A 21,380-nucleotide genomic window follows, 5' to 3' on the forward strand; every position below is an offset into this window, starting at 1 on the left:
CGCTACTCTTCAGGTTGTTCTGTCATCGCAGTGTTCCGGGTAAATATCTGTTATTCAACTTATATAGTTACAATATTGATATCTTGCGATTTCAATCCGAAACTTCGTCATTTCTCGATCATGCAGGGTATAATTAAAGCAGAGGTGAATCTGATGAAACCCACAGAGCAACATGATACCCTGCCTTCATGGATTCCCCATGAGTACTGGGAAGCGATAATCCAGAATGATCACACGTACGATGGTACGTTTTTCTACGCGGTACAAACAACCGGTATTTTCTGTCGTCCCTCGTGCAGATCAAGAGCACCCAAATCGGACAATGTCCTGATTTTTCAAAATGCCGAACAAGCGCTAGCTCACAAATTCAGACCGTGCAAACGCTGTAAACCTACAGGAGAACGGGTGCCAGATCAAGAGTGGATTTACGGGGTTACGGAATATATAGCGAAGCACTACACGGAACCATTGACGCTGGATGTACTTGCTGTTGCTAGCCATGGGAGTCCGTACCATCTGCACCGGGTGTTCAAACGCATTACAGGTCAAACCCCGGTTCAATATATCCAAGCGAAACGTATCAGCGAAGCTCAAGCTCTTCTTGAACATACACATTTAACCGTTAACGAAATCGCACGCCAAGTAGGGATATCTAATCCGGCTTATTTCATTTCCGTTTTTCGTAAGCACACCGGATGTACTCCTGCACATTACAGAGAAAGGCATGACAGCTCATGAAGGCTCAATTGGCTTACAAGGTGCCCAAGACATTATTAAACAAAGGCACGGGCTTCCTGAATGGTTACACCCATACCTTGAATCCTTATACCGGTTGCACCTTCGGATGTTCGTACTGCTACGTTAGACAGATGCCTGTCAACTTATTTCGTAAGGAAGACTGGGGAAGCTGGGTGGATGTGAAAAAAGAAGCCTCCGGCATTCTCGCCAAAGAATTGCAGCGAGCCCGTAAGAAAGGAAAAATAACAATATTCATGTCGTCCAGCACCGACCCGTATCAACCCGTCGAAGCTCAGGAACAAATCACACGTTCATTGCTGGAAACGATGCTGATCGAACCGCCGGATTTTGTTTTGGTGCAGACCCGAAGTCCGCTGGTTACTCGTGATATTGATGTCCTGCAGAAACTTGGTGAACGTGTGCGAGTGAGCATGACCGTGGAGACAGATCAAGACGATATCAGGAAGCACTTTACCCCCTCTGCGCCATCTATTGCAGGTCGCTTACACGCACTTAAACTACTACGGGATGCTGGCATCCCGACTCAAGCAGCTATTGCACCTGTATTGCCGAGCAGTGAACAGTTTGCGTCTACACTGAGGCCGCTTGTTCAGCGCGTGTGCATTGATGACTATTTTATGGGTGACGGTAGCGAAGGCAAGCGCACACGGAGACTGGGGATGGAGGCTCTATATCAGGAGATCGGAATGCAGCACTGGTATCAGCCGGATGCTTACCAAACGGTTGTGGAGCGAATGCAGACGCATTTTGCAGAACAGGATATCTATATAAGTCAGGCCGGATTTGAGCCTTGATTATAAATACATTTTGCTAAATGTCAGATAAAATAACGGTAATCTTGCATTGTACATTTGATACACAATACTTTTGGTACACGATACTCTTCGTACACAAAACGGCCTCTTTCCCATTTTCTTGGAAAGAGGCCGTTTATTTCTGTTTACACGTGAAAGAAGTTATACACTTCTTACTGATCCAACGTATATAGTGGCAGGTTCACTGGCAACGCCGCTGGACGTTGACATGTGCTCTGCATTTTGTAAAAAGTCTGCTCATCCGAAGAGTCATGGAAAGCCCACATGGCTTCAAGCACGTGGTAGGCCAGCTCGCCGCTCGCTCGGTGCGCGCGACCACTTTGAACAGCATACGCCATATCCGCCACGCCGATGCCACGCGTATTTTGCTGGTATCCTGGAAGAAGCGGAGCCTCTGTCCATTCATGTTCCCCCATCAAACGATAACGGACTGGGCCGCCAAAAGTGTTCGGGTCAGGGACTTGCAACGTGCCATGCGTTCCGTAAATCTCAATCGGAGGCAATGCACTTCCGCCAAATACATCAAAGCTTGTAATCAGCGTACCGATGGCTCCCTGCTCAAATTGGAGCAGACCGGTGACATGGGTTGGAATGTCAACGGGGATGATCTGGCCTCTCTTTTTCTCACTCGTAATCGTTCGCTCTGTCATCGCTTTACCCGTCATTCCCGCAATGGACTTAATCGGCCCCAGCAATTGAACAAGCGCGGTCAGATAATAAGGCCCCATATCAAACATCGGCCCTCCACCGCTTGCATAATAGAATTCCGGATCAGGATGCCAGAACTCATGTCCCCGGCTCATCATAAAGGCTGTTGCAGCTACCGGCTTCCCGATGATACCATCCTCTACGAGCTGTAGTGCTGTCTGGATGCCTGAACCGAAGAAGGTTTCAGGTGCACAGCCTACAAGAAGGCCTTTGCGTTTGGCTGTTTCTAGTACAGCCTGCCCTTCTTCACGGGTAACCGCGAGTGGTTTTTCGACATATACGTGTTTGCCCGATTCCAGCGCACGTATGCATACTTCGGCATGCACGGCAGGAATCGTCAGATTGATGATCAACTCGATCTCGGGACTCGCAAACATTTCGTCCACCGTGTATACGTTAGGAACGTTGTATGCAGCAGCCTGCTCCTCTGCCCGATTCCGATCCAGGTCGGCGACCGCAACCAGCTCAAGCACCTCGAAACGATGGCAGTTCTCCATATAGATGCCGCTGATCTTACCACAGCCGATAATACCTACTTTCATTGTTTTCATGCCCTTGCTCCCTTCGCCGTGGATCTGATATGTGTTTAAAGTTCTCTTATGGATGTCATGTGAGTACGAAATTGCGAACTTACAGATTGACTGGAATAATTAACTATAGAAGATTAGGTTTGGTTGTCTGCCATACCTGTGTATACCTCTGTTGTTGCATCCGTTTTGCGACTCTTCGCCAGCTCCTTACCTGCGGCTGTCCAGAGGAAACCACTGCGCATCATCTCGGTTACGGGTTTCATATCTACGATGTCTGCATGGTGTCCTAGTGAATTGTAAAATACCCGTCCTGCACCCCAGCGCTTCGTCCATGCTACTGGCATATCGACAGGCCCATTGGCAGCGTGAGGCCCGGATACAATCGGGAAACGGGTGGTTGCCAGCACTTCTACAGCCGGGTCAACGTGCAAGTAGTACTGCTCACTTTTCACCTGAAAATCTTCAATATGTTCGAAAAGCGGGCTGGAGCCTCGCTTCATATTCACCATATATTCGACCCCGTCGTTACCTGGATGAGCTACCCACTGTCCGCCTGTCATAAACTGCCAGTCTACGTTGTTACGGAACGCGTCACACATCCCTCCATGCAGACCCGCAAGACCCACACCGCTCTGTACAGCCGCCGAAACGTTATTCACCAGCTCCTGTTCAATCTGCCCCATCGTCCATAGAGGCACAATCAGATCCAGACCGAGCAATTTCTCTGCGTCCGCATACGACTCCAAGGTGTCAGATACTTCGACCTCGAACTGCTCTTCTTTTAAGATACGCTCAAAAATGGCTGCTACTTGCTCCGGCTCATGTCCATCCCAGCCGCCCCATACAATCAGTGCTTTTTTCATTGCTAGATCCTCGCTTTCGATACATTTTTTTGATGCTTCCTTGGATCTGAAAATCGGAATCGGACTAAAGCTCGTTATCACATCGTTACATCTCTTCAAGAGTTACCCAGCGACGCTCCGTTACCGAACGTTCTACGGCTTCAAGTACTGCTTGGCAGGCAACTCCATCATGGAAGTTTGGCGACGGCTGACGGCCTTCCGAAATAGCGGTTACAAGTTCCAACATTTCATGTGTGAATGTGTGTTCAAAACCAATCGTATGTCCCGCAGGCCACCAAGCCTCGGCATATTTATGTGCAGGATCGGTAGCCAGCACGCGGCGGAAGCCCTGCACATCTTCATCATCCTTCGTGAAGTAGACTTCCAGTTCGTTCATACGTTCAAAGTCAAAACGCACACTGCCCAAGCTACCGTTAATCTCAAAAGAGTTCGTGCTACGATGTCCGGCAGCGAATCGAGTCGCTTCGAAACTGCCAAGCGCCCCACCTGCGAATCTCGCCAGGAACAACGTGGCGTCATCCACTGTTACTTCACCTTTAGGTGCATCTGCACTTGAACTGCCTTTGGCACTAAGACCCGTCATCTCGGAAGCGAGCGGACGTTCTTTGATGAACGTTTCACTCATGCCAATAACCTCCTGGAATTCACCAACGAGGAAACGAGCGAGGTCAATTAAGTGAGCACCGAGATCACCGTGTGAACCGGAACCTGCGACTTCTTTTTGCAGACGCCAAACGAGTGGGAAGTTCGGGTCCAGAATCCAGTCCTGAAGGAAAAACGCACGGAAATGATAGATTTTGCCCAGCCGTCCACTTTCGATCAGATCCTTCGCAAGCTGCACGGCTGGGGAGAAACGATAGTTAAACCCGACCATATGGGTTATACCTGCATCTTCTGCAGCCTGAAGCATCTCGCGGGAGTCAGCTAGCGAAAGCGCGAGTGGCTTTTCGCAGAACAAGTGCTTGCCTTGACGTGCTGCCTCCAGCGCAATTTCCTTATGAGCATCACTTGGAGCATTGATGTCAATGAGGTCGATGTCATCCCGTTTGACCAGTTCACGCCAATCCGTGACGCTCTCAGCCCAACCAAACTGGTTTGCCGCCGCCTGAACTCCCTGCTCATTTCGACCGCATATGACTGACATTTCAGGCTGTAGCGGTGCAGATGGGAAAAACATGGGCAGACTGCGATAGGCATTACTATGGGCCTTCCCCATAAATTTGTATCCAACCATTCCTACACGAAGACGTTTTGACATAATCATTTCCTCCCTTAATAGAATGAAAAAACATGGGTATAGAATGAAAGTACCATTTCATAGAAGGTAACTAACGGATCTGCTTGGCTCTACTCTTCAACATGACGGTTGGAAGAAGCACGAATAATCAATTCTGTGGGTAAAAGGGTTCGTAACGAGTCAAAAGATACTGTAGAATGATACCCTTTCGAATCTCTTGCATCAGCTATGCCACTCGTACCTTGCATCAGCTTGGACACAGCAAGCTCCCCCATCTCGAAAAAGGGAACCCTGACGCTGCTCAGCGCGGGAACAGCCATCTCGGCCGCATCCGAGTCATCATAACCAACAAATGCCGGGAAATCCTGAGTACGTACTCCTCGTTCCCGCAAGCCATGCATTACACCAATGGCCATCCGATCATTCGCTGCGAACACGGCATCAATCTCATGCAAACGATCAGCTATAGAGGCTGACGCCTCAATGCCACTCCGCCTGCTGTAGTTGCCTTCAAATAACAGACTAGAATCCAGCTCCATGCCCGCTTCATGCAGCCCCAATCGCACGCCCTCCAATCGATCCTGACTGTTCGAATAGCTGTCGGGTCCATTCAAAAAGGCGATTCTACGATGTCCCTGATCGGTAAGATGACGTATAGCAAGCCTGCTTCCCTCTACATGATCAGCATCCACTTCCATGAATGACTCATTCGCAAAATGCTGATTCATAACGCAGAACGGATGCCCTTCCCGATCCAGTTGCTGCATGGCCGCCAGCTCATCCTGATCATGTCTCGCACCAAGAATGATACAGGCATCAATTTTCTGTCTACGGAACAAATCGGTATAATTCATAACCTCACCTGCGGTTTGAAACATGACCAGCAGATCAAGGCCGTTATCTCTCGCTTTGCTTCCGATACCACTTAACATTTCCGAGAAAAAATAGGCTGAAAACAGATGTGCCTTAGGAACATATGGCAACACAACGCCCAAATTGCCGCTCTTACTTCTGGCGAAGCTACGAGCAAGTGCACTCGGTACATAGCCTAGCCGCTCGGATGCTTCAAGTACCCTGCGGCGAGTCTCTTCCCTGATGGGTCCAACACCATTTAAAACTCTGGACACCGTCGCTTCGGAAACCCCCGCAAGCTCAGCGACTTCTCTGCGAGAAGCCATGTCCGTCACCTCCTTCAGATGAAATGTGCACGTAAAAATCAAAAAATGATCGAGAACATTCATTTATGTACGCGCGTACATTTTCTCATGCTATGTAATCGTTGTCAATGCAAAAACAACAAAAAGAATGAGGAATTCAGGATTCACCTTTTTTCCTCATTCTTACTTGTCAATAATGTAGCGCACAGATTTGTTCTATGAACTTAATATATACGTACTATGATTTTAATATATAGATGAAGTAAACATTTTAACCATTTGTACTTACGCTTGCTTCTTTGGCAGACTGACTGAATTCAGCCTGTTCCATCTCTTTAGTCAATTTCCGGATCATGCGATCTGATGGCTCGGAGGAAGCCTGAAGCTTACGAACCTTATGCAATACCTCTTTGTTCGGCAGGAAATGCAGAGAACGAATAAAACGAATGGTTTTCGTTTTGGCACGCATGACAATCGAATCTGTCTCCGCCCGGTCATCTGCAAGATAACGCACGCCGCCAAGAATCTCACCAGGCGTTACTCCCGTTGCGGCAAAAATAACGTCCTCTGTACCGATCATGTCTTCCATCGTCAACACTTTGTAAGGGTTATCAATGCCCATCTGCAAGCAACGCTGGAATTCATCTGCATTGGCTGGCATCAAACGGCCTTGAATCTCGCCTCCGAGGCAGGACAAGGCTGCTGCAGCCAGCACGCCTTCAGGGGCACCACCTGATCCAACATACAGGTCAATACCCGCTTCAGGGAAAGCTGGAGCCATCGCTCCCGCAACGTCGCCGTCACTAAGGAATTTGATCCGCACGCCAACTTTGCGAAGCGTTTTAATCGTGCTCTCATGCCTTACTCGATCAAGGATCATGACCGTGAGATCGGAGATATTTTTATTTAGAGCAACAGCCGCTTTTTCCAAGGTCACCTCAATCGGATCTTCAATGCATACTTTGCCTACCAGGGCAGGACCAACGGCCAGCTTCTCCATATACATGTCCGGAGCGTGAAGCAGATTTCCTTTTCCCGCCACCGCAATGACCGATAGTGCATTGTTCAGCCCTTTAGCAACAATGTCTGTACCTTCCAAAGGATCAACAGCGACGTCAACCTCCGGTCCCTCCGCATTCCCGACTTCTTCACCGATGTACAACATTGGGGCTTCATCCATCTCCCCTTCCCCAATCACGACCGTGCCTCGAATGGACACGGAATCGAACATGGCACGCATGGCCAAAGTAGCCGCTTCGTCTGCACTATTCTTGTCGCCTCTTCCCATCCAAGGAGCTGAAGCTAAAGCCGCCAATTCTGTTACTCGGACAATTTCCAACGCCAGTTCGCGTTCCATGGTTGCCACTTCCTTTCTGATTTCCCACAGCATAACGTGAAGGTCATCTGAAAATCTATCGCAAATCCATATCAAATCAATCTATAAATAGCGTAGCATCAGCTTTTCTCTGGCATTTCCCTTATTTTTCTATTTATTAGACAGGTTAATTTAACTTGATTTAGGGGTAGGCTTATAGCGCGTATAGCTTCCTTTTTTTGTATTAAAACATTAATATTTTTCCCAATTTTAATTATCGTTTTCTTCTCTCCTGTATCCTTAGGAGATTAGTGTTGCTATTCTACACTTATGGAGTGTTGTAACCCTAGCTCTGACTGTCATTTGAGCCAATAGGTCAGATGATTGACCTGCTCATTTTCAGTAGAATCGAAAACGATTTTCGGGAAACAATCTGGTGTATAAAAGTTTCAAATAAAATGGAATTTGTTCACTGCAATGGAGGGTCTCTTCTGTGTCTGAATCCAGTTCATAAAAGAGTGAATTTTAGTATTAATCAGGACTTTAGCATTCCCTAATACCATAGATGTCATCTATAAAGGATATCGAAAAATATAAGTTTACATAATAATTATTATGATTACAAATCTATCCTTACACCCTTACAAATTACATTTACTACCATAAGTATTGCTTCCTAAAATAAAAACATAACTCCCTTCAGCTTCTGGTTTTATCCATACGCCTCCTTCCCTACACATAATAAAACAAGACCGGATCAGTTCAACAAGAAACTGACCCGGTCTTGCTTGTTTTCGATTAAGGTTCCACACCCCATACCAACTGATCACTTACGTACCCGGTTACTTTGCTGTGATTAGCATATTGATTCCCCGTTGCCATGAAGGAATAATCATCGGACTGATTGTAATTAGACCAGTTATTTTTAGAAAACCGAGCCTGTATCTCTGCACTTTCACCCGGATTCAGCACTCCGGCGTTACTAGTGAACCCCAGTTCAACATAATAGTCAGCACCAGTTACTGGTGTGTCCAGCTTGACGAAGGTACTGGTAACGTTGGCACTTCCTACACTTGCCCAATCGGACCAGAAGGTCTGTGCTTGCTCACCATCAATCGTATAATAGTACCGCACCTTTACATCACTGAGATGAATAGCCGTATTCCCGGAATTAATCAGCTTGAACTTGGGAGCGATCCCGTTCGTTGAAGCACTCGTATTGCCGTTATACGCCTGAATCGTTAGCTTGCTGTCGGGTGTTACAACAACAACGGAACTGTCGACTACATTCAATTTAAGAACGGCATCTTTACCCTGATCGAAATGAAAAGTCAGACTCGTTTGCCCGAGAGGTAGTGTTGTAAGATAGGCTTGCTTCAGTACCACTGTTGATTCAGACGCCGTATAATGCTGGCCGGAAGCCAGATTCACCCCTCCCCTAGAAATGCCCGTAAGCTGATGTCCGTTCAAGGTGAGTGAAATCGTAATATCCTGCGCATGACTTGTTTCCTTATCAAAGGTCGCACTTTCGGGTGAGATGACCGCACTCGGATTGGGCTGGTTCGCCTTCAGATCCGGCAACTCATCCAGAGTAATGACATAATCGCTTTGATAGAGCGTTTTTAATGTGGCAGCATAGTTGAACGCTTCGCTCATCAGATGCTCGCCGTACCACGGAAGGAAATAAAGCCAGCCCGCTTTTTCCTCTGTCAGATTTTTCACGCTTGGAACAGTATCGTTCTCTGTCATTGCCACCATTTTTTTGCCATTGGTCAAGTTCACCAGCTGATAAAATGTGGACGTGATGGCATCCTCGTTAGGCACACCGGATAATCCATCGTAACGATTGTAGATCGTATTGTATTTGTCAAAGCCCACAAGATCTACCTGATCATCCCCCGGATACCAAGCTGGTGAAGTACTGTAAACGTAGCTGTTGTAAGTCCAGATCAGGTTATGCAGGTCATACGTTTCGGTCAGCTCGGTGTAGATCATATCCCACAGTTTTTTATACACATCTGCTCCAGCAGAAGCCCACCAGAACCAAGCTCCCTCTCCGTTCAATCCGCCGTTTCCTTCTGCTTCATGGTAAGGACGGAAAATAACCGGCACATCATTATCCTGTAATATCTGCAGTTGCTCCGCCAGGTCTTCAATCGTCATCATCACATACTGATACTCCTTCGTACCTGGAATGACAGCTTTTGCGGTATCAAAATTCGTTTCGGTTGGTTTGTAGGTCGCCTCTTTCCAATCGACAAAATCGCCAAGCTGATACGTAGTAAAGTTACGCGGCACATTGATATGCCAAGATGCGGTTGCAATGCCTCCGCGGTTATTCACCCAATCGATCAATCGATCAGTTGTACCATCTTCCCAGCCATACAGCGGGTTGTAGTTCATAAAATCAAATCCCCGGATAGCCGGATATTTACCCGTCAGATCATGTATCCACTCAAACTCCAGCTCAGAATTCCCGTCATTCCCTCCTCCATAGATCTCCTGTTGTCCCGATATGATCTTGTGTCCGTATACCTCCGTTAAATAATTCATTAAAAGCTGCGTTTCTGGTGTAGCCTGAGAATCCGTGAGCACAGGCTGCACATTCAATGGATCAAGATCGGCATAGTCCACCGTGAACGTATCAAAATATGCATAACCCCAACCAGCCTTCAGTTGAATTGTGTTGCTTCCCTTGTTTAATTTGTGAAAACCAAAATCATAATCCGACCATGTTGTCGTATAGGGAAGCATGTAAGAACCTTTCGTTACCCCGTTCACTGCCAAGTATTGAAGTCTGCCGTCCATACTAAGCTCCTGCATATAACGGGTGGAAATACTGTACATCCCCGTTTCGGGAACAGTTACATCTAATGTGATCGTTCCCGATCCCTGCATCCAGACAAATCCGCTTCCCGAGTAACCTGGCTTCGGCTGTCCGTAAATCTGAGTTACCACTTGCAAATCCGAGGTTAATTGTGCATCTTCACCTTCAATCGTAAGTAGCGGGGCATCCGCTTGCGCAGGTGCAGGCAATGCCAGCATACCCAACAACAAGGTACTGACCAGCATGATTGCCAATGCTTTTTGAATCCTCTCCCTCCATCCATTCTTCGTTCCCATCTCCATTCGGACCTTCATTGCCATCTCCCTTTCCATCTGAAATGTGAGAGCGAAATGTGCATAACCCCAATCATGATGGCGCTTTCATATGTAAACATATCATGAGTGGATAAAATTGTAAATATATGGTTATATAGATCAGTCATCACTATATGTATCAAGAAAAAATAATTATTCTATCCCAATAAAACTTTACAAACTCACATTCCGAAAACGCTTAAATTTACATTTAAAAACACTATGTTTTTCACAATCTAGTCATGCTTATGTAACTAAGCTCTTCATTCATCTTTCATTCATCTGACACTTGAAGAAACATAGCTTATTCTTTTTTTATCCCCTGATATCCAAGTAATCAGGAATTCGGGTGATGTGCCTTTACTTTTGTCCAAGGCGAACTCTTCCACGTTTTTCGTTATGTCCAAAAGGTAGTGACCATCAGGTGACGACACATCATGATATTCGATCGTATCGTTAGGGTATACAACCATAACTTTTACGTTGCTTGCTTTTTTCGCTGGAAACATATCAAACGTTACGGTTGCTTTGTACGTTTCGCGATCTTCCCCATAACTTTCGACCACCTGGCTCGTATTTACGACGGCCTCATTATTCTCAATGTAATTTGCAAGCAACATGATCACAAGCAGACTTAACACGGTTCCCAGAAACAAATGCTTTTTCTTCATCATAATCCCCCCACACAAAAAAATAAGAACTTTCCACGGGCAGCACTTGATCTCCACTCGCAGGAAATTCTCTATTATTCTTAATATTACCATAATTTTGTACAAAAATTAAATCTTGCTCCTGCTTCAGATCATCAGGTTTCAGCACCATCTGTTTGTACAAAGTTAACCGCTGATCTGTTTACATTTTCATTTACCACTGTTCCAACCGTTCCTTTAACTGCGCAACGCTCACTTGCCTTGTTTACCGCGCGTATAATCCCGCCATAGCCTGTACAGCGACAGAGATTACCACATAATCCGGTTTCAATCTGCTCCAGAGAAGGATTTGGACATGCGTCCAGCAAAGCCTTGGTTGAAATAATCATCCCTGGAGTGCAGTATCCACACTGAAACCCGCCTTCTTCCACGAAGGCTTGTTGAATGGGATGCAGCTCTCCCTCTTTCTCACCATGAAGTCCTTCAATGGTTGTAATGTCGCTTCCCTCACTTTGATACGCCATCACGAGACAGGCATTAACCGGCTCTCCATTCATGAGAATCATACATGCACCGCATCGTCCGACCTCACAAGAAACCTTCGTTCCCGTCAGCTCTAAGCGATTCCGAAGGATATCGACAAGTCGTGTTTCAGGAGAAACGGACAGTTCTTTTAATTGCCCATTCACTCTAGCACTCCATGTCTGTTCAAGAGGCTGATTCTTCATGATGGCTTCACTCCTTCTGGCAAAAGAACATTTATCCCCTGACTGAGTTGCTCGCGCGGCACGGGGAGCTGAGTTACCCATACGCCTGTTGCCTGATGAATAGCTGCAGTAATCGCAGGTGCAAGTGCAACGGAACCAATCTCGCCAATGCCTCTGGGTCCGAATTCATCTCCTTCCGGTAAATCTTCAATTGCCTCTACTTCCAAATTCGAGTGAATATCCTTGATCGTCGGAATTAAATACGTGTCCAGATTCGCCGTAACGTAGCGGCTCTGCTCCATGACGGCATCCTCGGTTAACGTAAATCCAAGTGCCATTACACTGCCACCTTCAATCTGCCCTATATAACCCATCGGATTGATAACTGGTCCTGCGGCTACAATATGCCTTGTATCCAAAAGTTTGGTTTCGCCCGTCAGCGTATTGACCTCCACCTCTGCAGCAACTGCGGCATACGTGTAAAGGTAATGACCGCCCATCACATTGTCAGGCGTCGTGGGGTAATGAAAAGTGGTGTCAAAAATCCATTCCTGCGCTCCACCCTGCTTTACAAGATCCGTATAAGCGACGACTAAGCGGGGGGCAGAGGTTGAAGAGGAATCCTGTGATTTTATCCATATTCCCTCACGTCCTGTCATGAGTTGCTCTGCCGAAATCCCAGAAAACTGTGATGCAACTTTAAGTAGCTTTGCACGGAACGGGTGCTGCAAGCGTTGCAAAGCCATCCAGGCCATCGTGGTGGAACGAGAAGCCGTACTCGATCCACTATGGGGCACACGGTCTGTATCCCCAATAACAATACTCAGGTCCGATGGTTGGCACTGGAACAGATCACAGAGCATGATCTCCAGCGTGGCCACAAGACCTTGCCCGAATTCCTCGTAGCTGAAGGCCACTTCAATCTTGCCCTCCGCATTCAGCGACAAGCGTCCACCAGCCGGATCCGGAATGCCGTAACCAAGCCCGGCGCCATGCATCGCGATGGCCGCACCTACTCCTCGTTTGATCCATGGAGGAAGTGACGCATCCACCCGAGGATAAAGATGCTTCTGCCATAGTTCCGAGCGGTCCAGGGCCTCCCATACTTGATATAGTCCATCCGTGGGCAGAATACGCTGGTTCAAGGGACCGGGATCATGCTTCTGCCTCAGATTACGCCGCCGAAACTCCCAGGGGTCCATATCTATGAGCTGTGCCAAACGATCCATCTGACCTTCCATTGCAAAGATCGCCTGATTGCCTCCGAATCCGCGAAACTCCCCCGATAATCCATTGTTTGTATACACAGATACCCCTTCTACATCCACATGCGGAATCATATACGGCCCCATACAATGCTCGGTACAGAAGTTTAATACGGGTGCTCCAAGCGTTGCATATGCACCGGTATCTGCCGTAATACGAACCCAATGTGCCTGCAAAATCCCCTCACGGCTTATCCCCGTTTGCATCTCGATCTTCATCGGATGACGCTTCAAACCAACCCGAACGGATTCTTTACGCGAGTTATGCATTTTAACAGGGCGGCCACATTTTAACGCGAGCAGTGCACCATAAGGTTGCACGTTCAATTCATCCTTTCCGCCAAACGAACCGCCAATAGGTGAAGATACCACCCGAATGTCTTCTTCCGGGCAGCCAATAATACGTGCGAGTTGCATACGATCCTTATACCCATGCTGTGTTGCCGCATAGACATGAAGACGACCCATCTCGTCAGGTGCAAACAGCCCTCCCTCTGTCTCCATATATGCATGCATTTGTCGTGGCGTATAATAAGTCTCAGTTACGATATGTGCACAAGAATCAAAAGCTTGCTGGGCATCTCCGCGTTTGATCTCTGTACGATGCAGCACATTGCCTGGACCATGTGGATGCAGTTCAGGCGCCCCAGGAGCCAGTGCGGCAGCCATGCTATCCAGTGGCTCAATCTCCTCATACTTTACACGAATAGCTTCTATGGCGAGCAAGGCTCGTTCAGGTGAGTCAGCCGCAACCGCGGCAATCGCATCGCCTACATAACGAACAACATCTTCACAGAAGACGGGCTGATCCGGGGTCGCAATACCAAAACGGTTGAGTCCAGGTACGTCTTTGGCCGTTAACACCGCATATACACCCTCCATGGCTTCCGCTTCCGATGTATCAACCGACAGCAACCGTGCATAAGGATAAGCACTTCGCAGTACTTTCCCATAGACCATGTTAGGCAAGGACATATCCGTTAGATACTGCAATTGTCCCGTGACCTTAGGAGGGCCATCCGGCCGCAGATGCCAGCGATTTCCACTCTGTTTCCGGTTAAGCAACATGGTGTTCCTCCCCTTTCGTAGCTCCTTTTTTAAGTCCAGTTCTGAATTGTAGATGGCTTAGTTGCCTATGGATGAAAAGCCTGCCAAAGTCCGGCCCCAAGCATATTTCCGGCTGACTGTCTCCTGTAGAGTTCAGTGGCGAAAGCATCCGTATAGGATACAAATTCAGCAACAGCCTGGGTGGCAAGCCCGGCGGCTTGAGAAGCATCTGCTTTTCCCGATCGAAGCCAGTGCTCCGTTTCGGTTAACCTCACCGCTATACCCGAGCCGCCACCAGTAGCTATCGCAACCTGTGTCCATCGTCCGTCCTCCGGATTAATCTCCCCGTGAAAAGCTACCGTGACAAGCGAGGCAGTAAATGCCTCTCTTCGGCCTAATTTACGATAGAAGGAGATTTGATGATTTCGTTCAGGCATGGATTGCTCGGTCTCGTATACGTATTGCTCTGGATCAGAGGACGATAGATTTACTGTAGCGTTCCTGAACGGAATATGAATGGAGATTAATACATCATCTGCGTTCAGCTTGTTATCACGTCCATTTTCAAGCCATAATGCCACGTGCTGTGTCTTCATACCACGACAGGTCAGGAAGTGAAGCTCAGCATCATACACAAGTAGCGCCGGTAATGTATCCCCTATCCCGGAAGCAATATTCCCGCCAATCGTCGCCAGATTTCGAACAGAAGGGGCAGCTATAGCCAAGATAGCCTGATGCAAAATAGGAAACCGGCTTAGCAAAGAATCTGTTGCACATTCCCTCAATCGGGTCATGGCTCCAATCACAATCTCATCTCCTTGCATCGAGATTCCACTGATCTCGGGAATGCAAGCCAAACTAACCAAATGTTCTGGTAAAACCTTTGATGAAGCCTCCCATTGTGTTCGCAATAACGTGCCTCCAGCAACGTAACACCGTGTTCCTTCAATCTGTTCCCTAATATTTTGTAGTTCTTGTAACGTATCTGGCTGCCACACCGAGGGCTGTGCACCTGAGCCGTATCCCGGCAGTACCATGGCTCTCCCTCCTTTATTTCTCCGTTTCCTCTACCTTCCCAATCGTCTTGCTGTGTTCGTACAGAGTCGCGTTGATTTCAGGCTTCCCTCCACAACCGTTCTTCTGCATATTTCAGAATCTGTTGCACTTGCAACTCCGTATCAGCGTCCCAGAAACTCTCTCGCCCTAAAGACACCTGTACACCTTGGTATTTAGGGTTTCGGAGCATTTTGCGTGCCCCTTCATCTCCGTGTAGGGACAGAAGCGGGCCGAACATATGTGAGCGAAAAGCAACCGGGGGTTTACTCCCCTCATTGTCCGTACCCGCAACATAATCAGACAGCGGATTAGAATCCAGTACTGCGGTGACATGATTAATATTCTCTGTCGTTATAAGGGGCTGGTCTGCCATCAGCATCAGGACCCCCTTCGGCTTGTATTCCATCGCCGTCAATATACCGCAACGAATGGAGTTTGCCATACCACCAGCAAAATCGTTACATAATACCATACGCAATCTTTTGTCGGGATTATATGTGTAAGAGAATGCCTTGTGCCATTTGGAAGGTAACCATTCAAGACTATCCTCTGGTTTGACCACACAGATGATGTGATCCAACCGGGAATTCAGAGCGGCTTCCAGTGTCCATGCCGCCAGTGCTCTTCCATCCGGCATCATAACCGATAGTTTATCTCGCCCAAGTCTGCTGCTCTTGCCAGCCGCCAGAACGATACCTGTCGTTTGCATAAGCACCGCTCCTTTTTTCGGTTACTAACGCAGATTTAACAGCCGTTCCCTTACGTCTTACCGTAATCAACTCTGCAACAATACTGATCGCGATCTCCTCTGGCCCATCTGCACCAATGGACAATCCAACTGGACTATGCACGTGATGTAATGGTGGCATCCCGTCGAACAAACGAGCTGTTCGGGTACGTGAACCCATAATGCCGAGATATGCATAGTTGGTGTTGTCTAATAACGCTATCCATTCTCGTTCACGGGGGAATTGATGACTCATTAGGATGAGATAGTCATGTTCATTGATGCTCAATTGTGGAAAAACTTCCTGAGGAAAACCGTGCACGAGTTCCGCATCTGGAAATCGTTCTGGCGTACACAAGGATTCTCTCCAATCTGTGATAACGGTACGGAAGCCAGCGGATTGAGATAGTCTGGCAACCGGTACAACATCATTTCCGGCGCCAATGATAATCAAACGTGGTTTGGGCGTATATATCGAAGTGAAGTGTTGAGGAAGATTCCAAGAATTATTCCAAGAGCTATTCCTAACCTCCAGATCAGGAGGACAGGACAACGACAAATCATTTTCGGAACAATCAGGTTGTTCATTGGCAGTTAAATATCGCTCTTGTCCTAGCTCGGCTGACTTGACTGACTCGATCTTCGAGCAACGATACGTAACATTAGTGTAATCCTCATCAAAAGACCGGAGAAGAGAAACCGCTAAAGCCGCATCCAAACATTGTTGCATCTGCATTATCATGTCATGTAGCTGGCCACAGATCGGCTCAAGCAGAACAACTACAAGGCCTCCGCAGCCAATCGTTTCGCCCCAGGACAAGTCGTCTTCAGGCCTCATATCGTAGGAAGCCAGCTCAAGTTGTTGCGTCTCCAGCACGCGCCTCACCCTGGCTTGCAGGTCACTCTCCAGACAACCCGGACTGATACTGCCGTACATCCTGCCGTCCTCCGTTATTAGCATAGAAACCCCTTGTTTGCGATAGGCATGCCCCTCCACTTTAATCGCAGTAGCAAGTACACTCCGGGTTTCACGAAGGGCAATGGCACACAGATCATGCATCTCCATAGGGCCGCCCCCTCTTTACTATTTGCCTTTCAACGTTTCTGTTATAACCGTTTCATTAGCCGTGCAATGCATTTATCTGACTCTCGTAATACGATGCTGCGGTCAATAGTTTGTATTTTACGATTGTTCAGCACGATACTTCCATCAATGATGACCGTTTCCACACAGCTACGAGTAGCCGAATAAACGATACGGGAGTAAATGTCGGTCTCATAGGACGGGTACGTATGAAAATCATCAAGGTCCAGCAGGATCATATCTGCCTTTTTGCCGACTTCAAGACTGCCAATCTCTCTGGATAGCCCCAACACTTCCGCCCCGCCCATCGTTGCCATGTGTAACACGGTTCTGGCATCCATCACCGTCGGCCCGTGCGGCACCTTCTGGATCAGTGCTGTCATACGCATCTCCTGAAACATATCCAGATTGTTATTACATGGCGCACCGTCTGCACCGATCCCCACTGCAATTTGTCTGTTCAAAAGGTCGGGGATGTCGGCAATTCCGGAGGAAAGTTTCATATTAGATCCGGGACAATGGGTTACTTTGACACCACGTTTACGAATAATCTCCTTCTCTTCTTCACTCAGCCACACACAATGCGCAAGAACCAATCTGGGAGTAGCCAGGCCAATGTGATCAAGATAGACGATGTTCCGCATACCTCTCTCGTGTTCAACCAGTTCAATCTCTCCACGATTCTCGGAAGCATGGGTGTGCACTTTGACGTGATATTTATTCGAGAGGTCACGTACTTCCGTAAGCAATTGTTCTGTGCAGGATACAACAAACCTTGGACAAAACGCATATTGAATGCGGCCTCCACCGAATCCGTTCCATTTTTCTAACAAATCAACACTCTGCTGCAGCGAATCCGCCGTATTCTCACGCAGAGGCTCAGGAACCTCATCACCATGATCCATCATCACCTTACCTGAGATGACCCGGATTCCACTCTGGGCCATCGCTTGAAAAGCCGATTCCGTATGATTCACCGTCTCCATATCCAGAATGGTCGTTGTGCCGCTAGAGATCAATTCGCCCAGTCCGAGCATTGCAGAGTAATACACCGATTCTTCATCATGTGCCGCTTCTAACGGCCAGATTCGCTTGCGAAGCCAATCCATCAGTTCCATATCGTCTGCACGTCCACGAAACAACGTCTGGCAGAGATGGATGTGGGTCTGGATAAACCCCGGCAGCAACACCTTCCCTCGCGCATCAATGACTTGATCTGCCAAGTTCTCATCGATATGCACCGCCATGTCTTTGATTTTGTTATCTTCGATGAGAAGATCTCCCGTAAATACTTCCTCTTCTGTATTCATCGTGACCAATTGCGCGCCTTTGAGTAGAATCGTTCCCATCCCCATCTCCCCTATCCCGTCCTGTCTTATCTTCAGCTTCCCCGGTACGTGCTGTATCCCCCCGGTGCTATCAACAAAGGGATATGATAATGGCCCCCGGTATCTCTTACGGCAAAACGAATAGGGACTTCGGTCCACAACACATGTGTCATATCCGTTTGAGCATCTTGTGCAAAATAGGGTTTCACATCAAAACGCAGTTCATATTCGCCCACTTCCAGCTTTCCTTCGTGAAGCAGAGGTTCATTCAAACGTCCATCCGAATTGGTCAATGATTCTGCCATCTTCAGGGCATTCCACTCGTTTCCTGACCATTTTATAAAATAGAGTTCAATTCTCACTCCTACAGCAGGAGCACCCTTAGATGTATCCAGTACATGTGTAGTAATCCGGCCAGCATTCGGCTGCATCAGGCATTCACCTTCGATCTATGTTTATCCTTTTTCTTCAGATCACTTTGCACGCTCGGTCATCCATTGTTGCAAACGGATTGTCGCAATTTTAAATACCTCATTTAATGCCGTTACGAATTCTTCTTGCTCGTTTCTCTCTAGCCGTTGTCTTATGGAATCAAAAATAGATCCCTTCGTATGGCCCTTCACCGCTAAAATGAACGGAAAGCCAAATTGCTTTGTATACCTCTCATTCAACTGCTTTAGCTCGTTATATTGTTCCGGTGTTAATGAATCCAGGCCAGCACCAGCCTGCTCCTGAACCGAGCTGGTACTCATGCTGATGCGAGCACCCAAATCCGGATGCTTTCGGAGCAGTTTCAGCTTCTCTTTATACTCCGAGTCAAGAACTTGTTTCGTCATAACCTGCATCATCTCTTCCCATGAACAAAAAGGCCGAAGTCCGGCAGCACGCTCTGCAATCCAAGCAGACTCTTCAAATAACGAGCCAAATTCTTTCATAAACTGTTGATCAGACCAGCCGTTAACGAGATGTATAAGATCATCCATGTGATAACCCCCGGTCTCTATTTAATTATTGTTCCTCATTCTATTCACTGCCTCAGAATACAGCAACATTATTTACGTGATTTTGTAAAATAACATAACATCAAACGAATGAATTGTTATCTGCGCACGGAAAACCGCTCTTACACTTGCTATGTATGTCAAAAAACCGCACTCACCAATGAAGGGAGTGCGGTTTAATCATTTTAATATAACTTTTGATCAACACTTTAAGCATCACTCATATCACGAGCATTATAAACACATTAACACGTGAACATATGAGTATATGGGTATATGAGTATATGAGTATCCAACTATACGAGCATTAGTTATTACGTACGAAGTCTTGCAGGCGCTTTATCTCGCACGAATTTACGGAAGGTAAAGACCAGCTTTAATTTGAGCAGATCATTCGTCTTTTTGAAATCCATTTGCAACAGACTGCCGATCTTCTCCATACGATAAGTTACCGTATTGCGATGCACATACAACTGTTTGGCGGCTTCATTAATTAATCCGTCATTTTCAATAAAAGACTCTAGCGTGCTCATCAGTACCTGATTGGGATCACCGTCTCTGGCAAGCAAAGGTTCGAGCACTTTATGACAATAATTCTCCATCATTTGTTCCGGCACATGCTGAAATACATACGCAAATTCCAACATTTCAAATTGTAGTGCCCGATCCTTCATGCCGAGCCTTCGGGCTAACTGACGTGTATCCAGACACTCTTGGTATGCTTCACGTAGTGAAGTTGGCTCATGTTTCATTTTGCTTATCCAGAAACGAGGACCTGGCGCACCTTTGGCTTCTTGAGCCATAAGCACATCGCCAAATCGATTTAAGAGAAAGGCGGACAACTCCTCACCATAATCACGCCCGGTCGGACAACTGTAGATGGATAGGATTCCTTCTTTCATCTGAAAATGCTGAGAAGCTGTGAATTGCATAAGGGGATTGTACTGCAACTCACGATGAATCTGCTTGAGCAACTTCCCCTCAGCAAAAGCATTGGGTTCGAGCGTGGTTAACACACACTGATACGTCTCTTGAAATAGGTGTACTCCCTTATTTTCGCTCAAAGTCATGAGCTCCTGTATGGTCAATTTCTGCTCCATATATTGGGTCAGCAAGGTCCGCATTTCATCCTGAACCGTTGGGTTGATATGTTCGCGGTAGGTCATATCCATGTAAAAGGCGAGCACATCCGCAGCTTGCTGAAACAGCTCCTCCTCCGCTCGTAGAGACAAGGCAGAATCCGTGTACACCAATAGGAAACCCAGTTCCTCGTCTTTTTGTTGAATCGGGACACGGTGACAGCTTCCCTGATTCCATTTTACCCGGTGCATCACTGATTTCCAGGGCCAGCCTTGCGTGACTGCATTGTCCGACATCACGTCATCGTTCGCATAGAGCACATGTCCGCGTGAGCCGATGACGGCAATCGAATAGTTGAGGATCGTGGACATTTCGGCAAACACATTGCGATGATGTTGTTGCTGTAAAGCGAACTGCATTAGTTTCTTTTGTTTTTGCACAACTTCGTGCAGGAGCCGATGGCTACGTTCATGTTCCGCTTTAAACAAGGCGTTCATCTGGTCAGAGAAAGTGAATTGGAACGGAAGCTCCAAAAGCGGTAGCCGAAGTCGATTCGCTTCCTCTACTATGCCTTGGGGGATCGATTCCCAGAATCGTCCAAGCTTAATGCCAATTCCCGCACATCCACGTTCATTCAGCCGTTGCATTAATCGAAGCGTATCTGTTTCACTATCTTTGATCATAAAAGCGGTCGTAAACAACATTTCTCCAGATTTGATCCAATCTGCAATATCAGGAGCGTCCATGACGTTGACTGACTTCATCATCCGTGAAGTCCCTTCCCGGCCCGCAATCAATTTGGCTTCAGACAGCGGGTATACCTGCAAAGCTTCTTTAACGGTAAGCTGCATGGACATGACCTCCCATATATTTAACACAATTGTGTAAACAAATCGTTTACAATGACCTT

The 21,380-nt window shown here is 47.2% G+C and carries 18 protein-coding genes; 2 read left to right on the top strand and 16 right to left on the bottom strand.

The window, feature by feature from the left end:
* Positions 1-153 precede the first annotated feature (153 nt).
* The gene (locus MKY23_RS15785; protein ID WP_339839473.1) at positions 154-738 is read left to right on the top strand and encodes a bifunctional transcriptional activator/DNA repair enzyme AdaA; all 585 of its coding nucleotides are present in this window, start codon (positions 154-156) and stop codon (positions 736-738) included.
* Positions 735-1,553: a radical SAM protein gene (locus MKY23_RS15790; protein WP_339830715.1), complete on the top strand. Its 819-nt coding sequence runs from the start codon at positions 735-737 to the stop codon at positions 1,551-1,553. Before MKY23_RS15785 ends, MKY23_RS15790 begins: the two co-directional genes overlap by 4 nt.
* Positions 1,554-1,726: 173 nt before the next feature.
* Here the strand turns inward: MKY23_RS15790 and MKY23_RS15795 are convergent, their stop codons facing one another.
* From MKY23_RS15795 to MKY23_RS15870, 16 genes are all read right to left on the bottom strand, one after another.
* On the bottom strand, positions 1,727-2,833 hold the full coding sequence (locus tag MKY23_RS15795) for a Gfo/Idh/MocA family oxidoreductase (RefSeq protein ID WP_154983453.1): 1,107 nt from the start codon (positions 2,831-2,833) through the stop codon (positions 1,727-1,729).
* Between the two features lie 113 nt (positions 2,834-2,946).
* A complete protein-coding gene (locus MKY23_RS15800) occupies positions 2,947-3,675 on the bottom strand; it encodes a ThuA domain-containing protein (protein WP_154983454.1) in 729 nt (242 codons plus the stop codon).
* 85 nt (positions 3,676-3,760) lie between these two features.
* Entirely contained in the window at positions 3,761-4,933 is a 1,173-nt protein-coding gene (locus tag MKY23_RS15805; protein WP_154890369.1) for a Gfo/Idh/MocA family oxidoreductase, read from the bottom strand.
* Between the two features lie 89 nt (positions 4,934-5,022).
* A complete protein-coding gene (locus MKY23_RS15810; protein WP_154890370.1) occupies positions 5,023-6,090 on the bottom strand; it encodes a LacI family DNA-binding transcriptional regulator in 1,068 nt (355 codons plus the stop codon).
* Between the two features lie 250 nt (positions 6,091-6,340).
* Complete coding sequence (gene glpX / locus MKY23_RS15815) at positions 6,341-7,426, bottom strand: class II fructose-bisphosphatase (RefSeq protein ID WP_154890371.1); 1,086 nt, start codon at positions 7,424-7,426, stop codon at positions 6,341-6,343.
* Positions 7,427-8,182: 756 nt separating this feature from the next.
* Complete coding sequence (locus MKY23_RS15820) at positions 8,183-10,531, bottom strand: glycosyl hydrolase (protein ID WP_339830724.1); 2,349 nt, start codon at positions 10,529-10,531, stop codon at positions 8,183-8,185.
* Between the two features lie 272 nt (positions 10,532-10,803).
* Entirely contained in the window at positions 10,804-11,199 is a 396-nt protein-coding gene (locus MKY23_RS15825) for a hypothetical protein (RefSeq protein WP_154890372.1), read from the bottom strand.
* Between the two features lie 131 nt (positions 11,200-11,330).
* A complete protein-coding gene (locus MKY23_RS15830) occupies positions 11,331-11,903 on the bottom strand; it encodes a (2Fe-2S)-binding protein (protein ID WP_339830728.1) in 573 nt (190 codons plus the stop codon).
* Positions 11,900-14,215, bottom strand: coding sequence for a xanthine dehydrogenase subunit D (gene pucD, locus MKY23_RS15835; RefSeq protein ID WP_339830730.1), 2,316 nt, complete (start codon positions 14,213-14,215; stop codon positions 11,900-11,902). Before pucD ends, MKY23_RS15830 begins: the two co-directional genes overlap by 4 nt.
* A gap of 65 nt (positions 14,216-14,280) precedes the next feature.
* Entirely contained in the window at positions 14,281-15,231 is a 951-nt protein-coding gene (locus MKY23_RS15840) for an FAD binding domain-containing protein (RefSeq protein WP_154890375.1), read from the bottom strand.
* Between the two features lie 77 nt (positions 15,232-15,308).
* Positions 15,309-15,959 (bottom strand): nucleotidyltransferase family protein, encoded by a 651-nt coding sequence (locus MKY23_RS15845; protein ID WP_090924825.1) that lies wholly within the window; start codon positions 15,957-15,959, stop codon positions 15,309-15,311.
* Positions 15,901-17,043, bottom strand: coding sequence for an XdhC family protein (locus MKY23_RS15850; RefSeq protein WP_339830733.1), 1,143 nt, complete (start codon positions 17,041-17,043; stop codon positions 15,901-15,903). The genes MKY23_RS15845 and MKY23_RS15850 overlap by 59 nt, the downstream gene beginning before the upstream one ends.
* Positions 17,044-17,084: 41 nt before the next feature.
* Entirely contained in the window at positions 17,085-18,410 is a 1,326-nt protein-coding gene (locus MKY23_RS15855) for a 5'-deoxyadenosine deaminase (RefSeq protein ID WP_090924823.1), read from the bottom strand.
* A gap of 32 nt (positions 18,411-18,442) precedes the next feature.
* On the bottom strand, positions 18,443-18,820 hold the full coding sequence (gene uraH, locus MKY23_RS15860; protein WP_339830736.1) for a hydroxyisourate hydrolase: 378 nt from the start codon (positions 18,818-18,820) through the stop codon (positions 18,443-18,445).
* A gap of 42 nt (positions 18,821-18,862) precedes the next feature.
* Complete coding sequence (gene uraD / locus MKY23_RS15865; RefSeq protein ID WP_339830738.1) at positions 18,863-19,372, bottom strand: 2-oxo-4-hydroxy-4-carboxy-5-ureidoimidazoline decarboxylase; 510 nt, start codon at positions 19,370-19,372, stop codon at positions 18,863-18,865.
* 332 nt (positions 19,373-19,704) lie between these two features.
* Entirely contained in the window at positions 19,705-21,321 is a 1,617-nt protein-coding gene (locus MKY23_RS15870; RefSeq protein WP_339830740.1) for a PucR family transcriptional regulator ligand-binding domain-containing protein, read from the bottom strand.
* Between the last annotated feature and the right edge of the window lie 59 nt (positions 21,322-21,380).

This window comes from Paenibacillus sp. FSL R7-0272 (assembly GCF_037969905.1).
GTDB classification, from domain to species: domain Bacteria; phylum Bacillota; class Bacilli; order Paenibacillales; family Paenibacillaceae; genus Paenibacillus; species Paenibacillus polysaccharolyticus.